Source organism: Nocardia sp. NPDC058633, from assembly GCF_042717045.1.
Taxonomy (GTDB): domain Bacteria; phylum Actinomycetota; class Actinomycetes; order Mycobacteriales; family Mycobacteriaceae; genus Nocardia.
Genome location: NZ_JBHXRA010000039.1, coordinates 1 through 11,379 on the forward strand (window position 1 = coordinate 1; position 11,379 = coordinate 11,379).

Here is an 11,379-nt window from a genome sequence, read left to right on the forward strand (position 1 = left end):
CCGTTGCGTAGGCGACGAAGGAGCAAGCAACGGCGCCTGACCGGCGGCCCCTCAGGGCCGCGGACACGCGCGCGCCAGCGCGCCAAAAACACAGCCTCAAACCTGCCTGGGACTACCAAACGCCGGGGCTTTGCCATACATCCAGCACAACCGAACCCCGGGATCCAGCACTACCGAACCCCGGGGCTCAGCCCCACATCCAGGACTACCGACTCAACGGTTCTCGAGCAGAACTTCCGCGATCTGAATCGTGTTCAGCGCGGCTCCCTTGCGCAGATTGTCACCCGAGATGAACAGCGCGAGACCGCGCCCACTCGGCACACCCGGATCCTGGCGGATCCGCCCGACGAGCGAATCGTCCTGACCCGCGGCAGCCAACGGAGTCGGCACGTCGACCAGCCGCACGCCCGCCGCCTTGGCCAGCAGTTCCTGAGCCTGCTGCACCGAAATCGGTTCGGCGAATTCGGCATTGATCGACAGCGAGTGTCCGGTGAGGACCGGAACCCGCACGCAGGTACCGCTCACCAGCAGGTCGGGCAGGCCCAGGATCTTGCGGCTCTCGTTGCGCAGCTTCTGATCTTCGTCGGTCTCGAAGGAGCCGTCGTCGACCAGGGCACCGGCCAGCGGGATCACGTTGAAACCGATCGGCGCGACGTACTTGTTCGGCGCGGGGAACTCCACGGCCGAACCGTCGTGCACCAGCTTCTCCGCGTCGGCGGCCACCGCGCGGATCTGCGAGGCGAGCTCTTCGACGCCGGCCAGCCCGGAACCCGAAACAGCCTGGTACGAAGACACGATCAGGCGCTGCAGCCCGGCCACATCGTGCAGCGGCTTGAGCACCGGCATCGCGGCCATCGTGGTGCAGTTCGGGTTCGCGATGATGCCCTTGGGCAGGTTGCGGGTGGCCTCGGGGTTGACCTCCGACACCACCAGCGGCACATCGGGGTCCTTGCGCCAGGCCGAGGAATTGTCGATCACGGTGACGCCGGCCGCGGCGAATCGCGGGGCCTGCACACGCGACATGGTGGCACCGGCCGAGAACAGCGCGATATCGAGACCTGTGGGGTCGGCGGTCTCGGTGTCCTCGACGACGATCTCACCGCCGCGCCACGGCAGCGTCTTGCCCGCGGACCGAGCGGAGGCGAAGAACCGCACCTCATCGGCCGGGAAGTTGCGCTCTTCGAGCAGCTTGCGCATGACGGTGCCGACCTGACCGGTCGCACCGACAACACCTACACGTACACCCATTGCTTAACGCCCCGTTCCGCCGTGGACGACAGCGGCTTCTTCGCCGCCGAGATCGAATGCCTTGTGCAACACCTGGACCGCTTCATCCAGTTCCGTATCACGCACCAGCACCGAGATCCGGATCTCCGAGGTGGAGATCAGATCGATGTTGACGCCGGCGTTGGCCAGCGCCTCACAGAAGGTGGCGGTGACGCCGGGGTGCGACTTCATGCCCGCACCGACCAGGGACACCTTGCCGATGTGATCGTCGGAGAGGATCTCGGCGAAGCCGATCTCGGCCTGACGCTCGGTGAGCTTCTGCACGGCGCGGACCAGGTCGGTCTTGGGGCAGGTGAAGGTGATGTCGGTCTTGCCGGTGTCGACCTTGGAGATGTTCTGCAGCACCATGTCGATGTTGATCTCGGCGTCGGCCACCGCGCGGAACACCTTGGCCGCGTAGCCCGGCTCGTCGGGCAGGGCGACGACGGTCACCTTGGCCTCGCTGCGGTCGTGTGCGACGCCGGTCAGGATTGCCTGCTCCACGGGAATGTCCTCCATCGATCCGAAAACAGTGGTGCCGATCTTGTCGGTGTAGGACGACCGAACATGAACGGGAACGTTGTAGCGGCGCGCGTATTCGACGCAGCGCAGCATGAGCACCTTCGACCCACAGGCCGCCATCTCGAGCATCTCCTCGTAGGAGATCTTGTCGAGTTTCTGGGCGTCGGGCACGATGCGCGGGTCGGCGGAGAAGATGCCGTCGACGTCGGTGTAGATCTCGCAGACATCGGCCTTCAACGCCGCGGCCAGAGCTACGGCGGTGGTGTCGGAACCACCGCGGCCCAGCGTGGTGACGTCTTTGCTGTCCTGGCTCACGCCCTGGAAGCCCGCGACCAGCACGATCTGGCCCTCGTCGAGCGCTTCCTGCAGGCGGCCCGGCGTCACGTCGATGATCTTGGCGTTGCCGTGCGCGCCGGTGGTGATCACGCCGGCCTGCGAACCGGTGAACGAGCGCGCCTCGGCACCGAGGGTGTGAATAGCCATGGCCACCAAGGCATTCGAGATGCGCTCGCCCGAAGTGAGCAGCATGTCCATCTCGCGAGCGGGCGGCGCGGGGGCCACCTGCTCCGCGAGATCGAGGAGTTCATCGGTGGTGTCACCCATGGCCGAGCACACGACTACTACGTCGTGCCCCTGCTTCTTCGTCTCCACGATCCGTTCAGCGACGCGCCGGATCCGCTCGGCGGTAGCCACCGAGGATCCTCCGTACTTCTGAACTACGAGAGCCACAGCAGGTCCTTCACGATCGAGTGTCAGATTGGTATCAGCGACCAAGAGTACCGGCCTCGGGCCACCGGTTTCGCTGCTACCTACCCTGCTTGTGGAAAACGACACAGGCTTGTCACCTGTGGCTGACCACCGGATTCAGCCCCGATCGAACCAGGTGACCTGCGTGCCGGTGGCGAATTCCCTGCGCCGGACAGGGGTGAAACGTGTCGGTTTGAAGACGCCGTCGAACACCGAGACCCCGTCGCCCGCGATGACCGGATAGCTCTTGACGATCAGCTGGTCGATCTCGTCGATGAGCTGGCCGGCGAGGCTGCCGCCGCCGCACAGCCAGATGTCGGCACCGTCCTGGCCCTTGAGTTCGCGCACGAATTCCACCGCGTCGCCGGAGACGATCTCGACGTCGGGATGCTGCTGTTGCAGGGAGCGGGAGAAGACGTACTGCTTCAGGTGGGCGAAGGGGCTCGGTGCGCCCGCGGCGAGCCCTGGTTCGTAGGTGGCGCGGCCCATCAGCACGGTGTCCCAGTTCTTGTTGGGCGTATTTACGTCCATGCCGATGTGCGGGCGCAGATGCGTGGGGATGGCTTCGGGGAATTCGGTGCCGAGGTCCGCGGCGTATTCGGGGCCGACCGGATAGAAATCGACCTCGCCGCCGGGGCCTGCGATGTAGCCGTCGAGGGAGACGCCGATGTAGTAGACAAGCTTTCGCATGGGTACCGCCTCAGTTGTTGTACTCTGTTTGAAGTGGTTTCAACGTAGTACTACGGATGGAGTGGTGTCAAGTGCGAACTAACCCCGAACGACGACAAGCCCTACTCGACGCGGCCATCGAGGTCCTGGCAGACGAAGGGGCTCGTGGCCTCACTTTCCGCGCGGTGGACAAGCAGGCGGGGGTCCCCGCGGGCACGGCGTCGAACTACTTCGCCAATCGCGACGAACTGCTCACCCAGGCGGGCGTCCGCTTCTATGAGGTGGTGCAGCCGAGCGAGGAGACGATGGCTCTGGTCAGCGACGGCCCGAAGGACATCGCCAACATCACCGCCCTGATGAAAGAGGTGGTCGGCCGCCTCGAATCGCATCGCAAGGCCTACCTCGCGCTACTGGAACTTCGCCTCGAGGCCACCCGGCGCCCGGAACTTCGCGAAGTGCTCACCGAACGCGTGCGCGCCGACCTCGATTTCAACGTGCGCAACCATCTGGCATCCGGCCTGCCCGGCGACGCGGAGTCGGTACTGCTGCTCTATCTGGCGCTCAACTGGCTCATCGTCGAACACCTCACCCTGCCCGCCATCTTCACCGAGCAACAGAGCATGGCACTGATCGAAACGGCCGTCGAACGTGTGATAAGCAGCTGACCCGGTCATTTGTCCAGACCATAGACGTGTTGACGATCACTAGTACGACTGTGCACAATCGGGCGCGAAAGCTGCGGGGGTTCGGAGGATAGACAAAGATGCGCTCGAAGATCGACATCCGATTCACCGTTGACGCCGAGATCGACCAAGTGATGGACGCACTACTGGCCGTCGACCTGATGTCGGAGTGGTCGACCTCGCTCAGCGATGTCCGGGTCGGTCCACGCGACGCAGAGGGCAGGCCACGACGAGTCTTCGCCACCGCCCACTTCATGGGTAACTCCGATGCCCAGGTGCTCGAATACTCCTGGGAGCCCTACCGGTCGTCATGGCGCGTCGTCGACAGCAGTCGTGGTTCCAAGGGCGGCGGCTGGATAGAGCTGGTCGACACCCCCGAGGGCACCGAGGTCGACTACCACGTGGAACTCTCCCTTCCACTCCCTATCCCGGGCATCCTTTTCAACCGCTCGCTGCGCAAGCTGCACGACGAGACGGTCGCGAACTTCATCGACTTCGCCGAGCGGTACCCCGAGGTCGGGGGCTACGCGGTCGGCTGACCCCACGCCGCGCGCGAATCGTGGCCGGGGGTGCGACGATAGCCGCATGATCGGAAATCGACGGGCCCGGTTCCAGCCTGTGTCCGAGGACAACTCGGTGACCCAGCTCGAGCTGTACTTCGACCTGGTGATCGTCTTCGCGTTCACGATGGTCACCGCGCTGGCCGCCGACGAGGCGACCGCGGCGAACATGCTCCGGGCGACACTGGTATTGGCCCTGATGTGGTGGCTGTGGATCGCGTATTCGTGGCTGGGCAATGTGGTGCGGGCCGACGAGGGCATCACGCGGGTCGCGATGTTCGTCGCGATGGGCGGCGCGTTCCTGGCCGCGCTCACCATTCCCGAGGCCTTCACCGATCTACCCGGTGGTTGGTTCGGTCCGCTGGTCTTCGCGGTGGCCTATCTGATCGTGCGACTGGTGCACGTCACGGTGTTCTGGACGATCAGCGCGGGGGATTCGCAGCTGCGCAATCAATTGCTGCGCTGGGCGCTCGGCTCGATCACCGTCGGCACCACGCTGCTGGTCGTCGCCGCGATGACGACCGGCCTCACCCAGATCCTGCTGTGGCTCGCCGCGATCGTCGGGGACATGCTGTGGACCTGGGCGGCGGGCACCGACTGGCGGCTCAACTCGGCCAAGCACTACTCCGAACGCTACGGACTCATCATCATCGTGGCGCTGGGCGAATCCATTGTCTCGATCGGCATCGGTGTGGCCGGGTTGCCCATCTCGTGGCCGATCGCGGTCGGTTCCATGCTCGGCTTGGCCGTCTCGGGTCTGCTGTGGTGGCTGTACTTCGATGTCGCCGCGATCTCGATCGAGCACGCGTTCGCCCACGCCAAGGACGCGCGGCAGATCAAGATCGCCCAGAACACCTACATGTACGGGCATTTTCCGATGATCGTCGGCATCATCGGGCTCTCGCTCGGATTGAAGAAGGTGCTGTACTACGTCGGCGACTCGTCGCATCACACGCTCACCGACCCGCTGTACGGCATCCCGCTCGGCGCGCTCTACGGAGGCCCCGCGCTGTTCCTGCTCGGCATCACCTTCGCGAAGTTCTACGCGACCAAGTCACTGTCGGCCGAACGTCTCGCGGTGGCCGTGTTGCTGTTCGCGCTCATCCCGTTCGCCGCGCACCTGCCCGCGCTCGCCTCGCTCACCCTGCTGTGCGCGCTGCTGGCCGCGCTGGTGATCTTCGAGACCCTGCGATTCGCCCAGCCGCGTGACCAGATCAGACACGCTTGATCTGACCGACGTGGTGGCGCACGCCGTGCTCGGCGGGCGTCGCCCCACGGTGTGAGGGCGGGACTTTCACCCCGGCGCGCACCGCGTCGTTGATCTGGTCGAGGTTCTCGCGCAGCATGTCGGCGACGAGTTCGTCGGTGCGCGGGTCGTCGAGCAGCTGACGCAGCATGCGGTAGACCGTGTCGGCGACCAGCCGGATGATGTCGTCGTGGAACGGCACGTAGCGCAGCTTGCCGGTCTGTGGGTCGTTCTTGATCAGGTCCATGATCAGCTGGTCGACCTCGGCGTGGTTCTCCTCCAGCGCGGCGGCGATGTTCTGGGTGTAGTGGCCGGCGCGCAGGACCTTGGAGACCTCGTCGAGGATCGCGATCGTCATCGGGCGCTTGATCACGTCGACGATCGTGCCGACGAACCGGTTGACGATGGTCGCGGTGACCCGCTCCCCCAGCGCCCGATCGGCGACCCGGCCGAGGCGGATCAGGATCACCACGATGCGCAGCAGCCGGAATCCGCGGAACAGCGGGCTGGTCACCGGGATCATGCCGAGGACTTCGTACCAGTAGATGAACGGGAACGACCACGGCCAGCCCGCCCGCCGCCAGCGCCACCCGAACTCGACCGCGAAGATCGCGCAGATCGACGTGTCGACGATGACGATCGTGTGATAGGTCGAGCCGCTGACGTCGAAGAAGGTGATCCACACGACCAGTACCACCGAGATGATCGCGAGGATCAGCATGACGATGTCGGTGCGCAGCGTCGGCGTTTTCGAGCGCACGTCCGGCAGGGCCTCGACCCGCTCGATCCCCGGTGAAGCCACTGTTGCTCCTGAATATCTGGCGGTCGGCGCCGCGTAGGTCGGCCTGGACATCCCAGCCCACGCTAATTGGTCGACCGGTGCCGCGAGGGGAGTTGCGAACGCCGGTCGGTGGCGTGTTCAGCCGCGTAGGACGGCCTCGATATTGCGTTCCGCCAGTGCGGTGATGGTCAGCGACGGGTTGACCGTCGCGGTGCTGCCGGGGATCGCGGCACCGTCCATCACGTAGAGGCCGGGGTGTCCGTGGACGCGTCCGAAGGCGTCGGTGGCCTTGCCGAGAACCGCGCCGCCGAGCGGGTGCGCGGTGAACTGGGCGTTGGCGTCGTAGCCGAGCGCACCGTATTCGGCGACTGCTCCGGCGCGTTCGGCGATCCGGTGGTCGACCGCGCGGGCCGCCCCGGCGACCGCGTTCTGGGTGCTCGCCGACCAGTTCAGGCCGACGCCGCCCGTCGCCGCGTCGTATCCGAATCGGGCGCGGGTCGGGTCGAGGACCATGCCGAGCGAGGCCAGCGCGCCGGTCTCGAACGGGATGCCGGGGATGTACCAGTTCTCCAGGGTGAGCGGCACGCTGGATTCGTCGTGGATCCGGCTGGCGCTCGGCACGCCTTGGCCGTGGCCTGCGAGAGAGCTCGCGCCGCGGGCCAGCACCACGTCACCGTTGGTGCCGAAGCCGGCGCCGATGTGCTCGTTGAGGTTGGGCAGGGCGCCGGTGGCCTGGGCGCGGACCAGCAGCTCGGAGGTGCCGACGGAGCCGGCGCCGAGGAACAGTTTGTCGCAGGTGAGGTTGCGGGTGCTCAGCACCTGACCGGTCGGGGCCAGCTTCGACACGGCGACCACGAACTTGCCGCTCGCCTCCTGCGCGATGGCGTCCACGCGATGGCCGGCGAACACCTGGGACCTGCCGGTGGCGCGGGCGTAGCGCAGGTAGTTCTGGTTCAGATCGAATTTCGCGCCGTTGGAGTTGCCGAGGTTGGAGCGGGCCGAGGTGGCCGAGGCACGCGAGGTGCCCGCCAGCTCGCTGCGCAGCACATCCCAGGTGAAGATCGAATCGTTGGGCAGCGGCTGATAGCCGGCCGCACGCACCTGGTCGTCCCAGGCGCGCGAGTGCGCGAACGGCGAGGACTGGTAGATGTCGGCGGGCATCGTGTCCAGGCGCAGCATCTGGCGCACCCGGGGGAAATACACGCGTTCCAGCTCGCCGTAGTCGACGACGCCACCGAAGACCTGGTCGAACAGCCTGCGCTCGGGCGCCACCATCGCCCCGGTGAAGATCACCGATCCGCCACCCACCGCGGCGGCCCGCCACACATCGATACCGGGATACTCGGTCACGTCCAGCACCCCGCCGAACGCGCTGAAACTCATCGGCACCTTGGTGACACCGGTGAAGCTGGTGCGATGCCAGAACCCACGACCGTCGGGCAGGTCGTCGCCGGTGAAGATCTCCCGCCATGGGTCGTTGGGCCAGTGCGACCCACGCTCGAGCACGGTATTGGCGATTCCGGCCTCGGCCAGGCGCAGCGCGGTCACGGCGGCGCCGAAACCGGAGCCGATCACGATGGCGGGGGTGTGCGCGGGCGCGTCGGGGATCGGCGCGAAGATCTCCGGTACCCAGGACTGGAACATCGCCTCGCGCGGATCCGCCGAAGCGGGCGCGCTCGTCAGCGTCGTTCCCACGGCACCGGCGACCGCCGCCAGTCCCGCCGCCTTGAAAAAGGCACGTCTGTGCACCAGGCCACCTCCCTCATCACGCATGGCCGACGCGAAGAATACCCCGCAAACACGACTAATCGCCCGGTAGCACCGACATTTGTCGCATCTCACGACGTGGCCGTGACGGCAGGCGCGAACTCAGCTGGTGAGCAGGCGTACCACCGCGATCGTGCCGACCACCACGATCACCCCTCGCAGCACATTCGGCGGCAATTTCCGGCCCACCTTCGCGCCCAACTGCCCGCCGATGATCGAGCCGACCGCGATCAGCGCGACCACCTGCCAATCCACCTCGGCGATCACGATGAAGATCAGCGCCGACACCCCGTTCACGATCAGGGCGAGGACGTTCTTCACACCGTTGAGGCGCTGGATGTCGTCGTGTACGAACACCCCGAGCAGACCGATCAGCAGCACTCCCTGCGCCGCTCCGAAATACCCGCCGTAGATGCCGGTGGCGAACACCGCGACCAGCAGGATCGGGCCACCGTGTTCCGGGGCCGCCGTGTCGCCGCCCTCCCGGCGCTTCTTCACCCACGCGGCCAGCCGTGGCTGGACGACAACGAGGATCAGCGCCGCGATGATGAGGACGGGGACGATGGCCTTGAACGCCTCCTTCGGCATCGTCAGCAGCAGGATCGCGCCGGTGATGCCGCCGAGCAGCGACGCGGTGCCCAACCGCAACAGTCGCGACCGCTGTCCCCGCAGTTCGCGCCGATACCCGACCACCCCGCTCACCGATCCGGGAACGAGTCCGATCGTGTTCGACACATTCGCCGTCACCGGCGGCAACCCGAACGCGAGCAGTGCGGGGAAGGTGATGAGCGTGCCCGATCCGACGATCGTATTGATGCCTCCCGCCGCGATACCCGCGGCGAAGATGGCCACCTGCTGCAACCAAGTCATTCGAATTCCTTCGGTACGTCTCGTCGGACGCGCGGGTCCGTACAAGCGTGCGTTCTCGGGGAAACCGTACTGGTCAACCGGTGAGCGCCGGACAATGGACTTGATTCACCGATTTGCCCAGGCCGACTACAAGCGGGCTCGGGTACGCGGTAAGCTCGCAGGATCATGCTGCAGCGGGCTCTTCTTCTCGGCCGCCGCGACGGGTCCTGATACGGACCGGCTCCCGTCGCGGGGTTCCAACGCGCCGGTCGACCCGCTCCCATTCAGGGAATCCATCACACCCACGGAGAAACTTGCATGTCCTCGGCTGACGCATTCGTATCCGCATCGCGCACCATTTCGGCCCCCGGCAAACCCGCACCGGCCGACCAGCCCGCCTGGAACACCCAGAAGAACTCCTCGATGCCGTCGTTCCGGTATCGCCCCTTCGCCGAAGAGGTCGAGCCGATCACGGTGCCCGACCGCACCTGGCCGGACAAGATCATCGATCGCGCGCCCGCGTGGTGTGCCGTCGACCTGCGTGACGGCAACCAGGCCCTCATCGACCCGATGAGCCCGGCCCGCAAGCGCCGCATGTTCGACCTGCTGGTGCGGATGGGCTACAAGGAGATCGAGGTCGGTTTCCCGGCCGCGAGCCAGACCGATTTCGATTTCGTCCGCGAGATCATCGAAGACGGTGCTGTCCCCGCCGACGTCACCATCCAGGTGCTCACCCAGTGCCGCCCCGAGCTGATCGAGCGCACCTTCGAGGCCTGCGCGGGCGCACCGAACGTGATCGTGCACTTCTACAACTCCACCTCGATCCTGCAGCGCCGCGTGGTGTTCCGCGCCGAGCGCGACGCGGTGAAGAAGATCGCCACCGATGCCGCGACGCTGTGCCTGGAGATCGAGAAGCGCTACCCCGACACCGAGTGGCGCTACGAGTACAGCCCGGAGTCCTACACCGGCACCGAGCTGGATTACGCCCGTGAGGTCTGCGACGCGGTCTCCGCGATCATCGCGCCGACTCCCGAGAAGCCGCTGATCATCAACCTGCCCGCGACCGTCGAGATGGCCACGCCGAACGTGTACGCCGACTCGATCGAGTGGATGCACCGCCACCTGGCCCGCCGCGATTCGATCGTGCTGTCGCTGCACCCGCACAACGACCGTGGCACCGCCGTCGCGGCGGCCGAGCTGGGCTACCAGGCCGGTGCCGACCGCATCGAGGGCTGCCTGTTCGGCAACGGTGAGCGCACCGGCAATGTCTGCCTGGTGACCCTGGGCATGAACATGTTCTCGCGCGGGATCGACCCGCAGATCAACTTCTCCGATATCGACGAGGTCCGTCGCACGGTGGAGTACTGCAACCAGCTGGCCGTCGCCGAACGCCACCCCTACGGCGGCGACCTGGTCTACACCGCGTTCTCCGGCAGTCACCAGGACGCCATCAACAAGGGCCTGGACGCGATGAAGGCCGCCGCCGACGCGCAGGGCGCCGACGTGTCCGACATCGTCTGGGAGGTCCCGTACCTGCCGATCGACCCGAAGGACGTCGGCCGCACCTACGAGGCCGTCATCCGGGTGAACTCGCAGTCCGGCAAGGGCGGCGTGGCCTACATCATGAAGACCGATCACGGGCTGGTGCTGCCGCGTCGTCTGCAGATCGAGTTCTCGCAGGCGATCCAGGCGATCACCGACGGTGAGGGCGGCGAGGTGACGCCCAAGGAGATGTGGGACGTCTTCGCCACCGAGTACCTGAACCCGCTCCTGCCGCTCGAGCGGATCAAGCAGAAGGTCACCGCCGCCGAGACCGACGGCGGCGTCGACTCGATCGTGGCGACCGTGAAGGTCGAGGGAGTCGAGCAGGAGATCAGCGGCTCCGGCAACGGCCCGCTCGCCGCGTTCGTCGACGCGATCGCGACCGTCGGCTTCGACGTGCGCGTGCTCGATTACAGCGAACACGCGATGTCCGCCGGCGACGACGCGCAGGCCGCCGCCTACGTCGAGGTCGCGATCGGTGACAAGGTCGTGTGGGGCGTCGGCATCGCCACCTCGATCACGACCGCCTCGCTGCGCGCGGTCGTCTCGGCCGTGAACCGCGCCGCGCAATAGGTCGAACACCCGGTGTGGTCGGGCCCGTGCACCAACCCGGCCACACCGAGCTCCGCCATGACCGCACTCCCAGCCCACACATCCCGACCCCGAGGAGGGATCGGCCACGAAGTGGGCGGTCCGCGGCCGGGTCGCCGGTCAGCCGCCGTTGCGTAGGCGACGAAGGAGCAAGCA

General features: G+C 66.5%; 10 protein-coding genes. 4 read left to right on the plus strand and 6 right to left on the minus strand.

Annotated features, from left to right (window positions below):
- Positions 1–213 precede the first annotated feature (213 nt).
- From ACFWUR_RS29480 to ACFWUR_RS29490, 3 genes are all read right to left on the minus strand, one after another.
- Positions 214–1,248 (minus strand): aspartate-semialdehyde dehydrogenase, encoded by a 1,035-nt coding sequence (locus tag ACFWUR_RS29480; RefSeq protein WP_378911197.1) that lies wholly within the window; start codon positions 1,246–1,248, stop codon positions 214–216.
- Between the two features lie 3 nt (positions 1,249–1,251).
- Positions 1,252–2,517 carry an aspartate kinase gene (locus ACFWUR_RS29485; protein WP_378911198.1) on the minus strand — a complete coding sequence of 422 codons (1,266 nt, stop codon included), beginning with the start codon at positions 2,515–2,517 and terminating at the stop codon, positions 1,252–1,254.
- 135 nt (positions 2,518–2,652) lie between these two features.
- Positions 2,653–3,225 carry a dihydrofolate reductase family protein gene (locus tag ACFWUR_RS29490; RefSeq protein WP_378911200.1) on the minus strand — a complete coding sequence of 191 codons (573 nt, stop codon included), beginning with the start codon at positions 3,223–3,225 and terminating at the stop codon, positions 2,653–2,655.
- 71 nt (positions 3,226–3,296) lie between these two features.
- Here ACFWUR_RS29490 and ACFWUR_RS29495 point away from each other — a divergent pair, with 71 nt between their 5' ends.
- The 3 genes from ACFWUR_RS29495 to ACFWUR_RS29505 all read left to right on the plus strand — a co-directional run bounded on the left by ACFWUR_RS29495 (position 3,297) and on the right by ACFWUR_RS29505 (position 5,675).
- On the plus strand, positions 3,297–3,869 hold the full coding sequence (locus tag ACFWUR_RS29495; RefSeq protein ID WP_378911202.1) for a TetR/AcrR family transcriptional regulator: 573 nt from the start codon (positions 3,297–3,299) through the stop codon (positions 3,867–3,869).
- A gap of 98 nt (positions 3,870–3,967) precedes the next feature.
- On the plus strand, positions 3,968–4,426 hold the full coding sequence (locus ACFWUR_RS29500) for an SRPBCC family protein (protein ID WP_378911203.1): 459 nt from the start codon (positions 3,968–3,970) through the stop codon (positions 4,424–4,426).
- 46 nt (positions 4,427–4,472) lie between these two features.
- The gene (locus ACFWUR_RS29505) at positions 4,473–5,675 is read left to right on the plus strand and encodes a low temperature requirement protein A (protein WP_378911204.1); all 1,203 of its coding nucleotides are present in this window, start codon (positions 4,473–4,475) and stop codon (positions 5,673–5,675) included.
- Here the strand turns inward: ACFWUR_RS29505 and ACFWUR_RS29510 are convergent.
- The 3 genes from ACFWUR_RS29510 to ACFWUR_RS29520 form a co-directional block, all read right to left on the minus strand.
- A complete protein-coding gene (locus tag ACFWUR_RS29510; RefSeq protein WP_378911205.1) occupies positions 5,662–6,495 on the minus strand; it encodes an ion transporter in 834 nt (277 codons plus the stop codon). The genes ACFWUR_RS29505 and ACFWUR_RS29510 overlap by 14 nt on opposite strands.
- Before the next feature lie 117 nt (positions 6,496–6,612).
- Positions 6,613–8,223 (minus strand): GMC oxidoreductase, encoded by a 1,611-nt coding sequence (locus ACFWUR_RS29515; protein WP_378911206.1) that lies wholly within the window; start codon positions 8,221–8,223, stop codon positions 6,613–6,615.
- A gap of 120 nt (positions 8,224–8,343) precedes the next feature.
- Complete coding sequence (locus ACFWUR_RS29520; RefSeq protein ID WP_378911207.1) at positions 8,344–9,111, minus strand: sulfite exporter TauE/SafE family protein; 768 nt, start codon at positions 9,109–9,111, stop codon at positions 8,344–8,346.
- Positions 9,112–9,408: 297 nt separating this feature from the next.
- Here ACFWUR_RS29520 and leuA point away from each other — a divergent pair, with 297 nt between their 5' ends.
- Positions 9,409–11,205, plus strand: coding sequence for a 2-isopropylmalate synthase (gene leuA, locus ACFWUR_RS29525; RefSeq protein WP_378911208.1), 1,797 nt, complete (start codon positions 9,409–9,411; stop codon positions 11,203–11,205).
- The last annotated feature ends 174 nt before the right edge of the window (positions 11,206–11,379 follow it).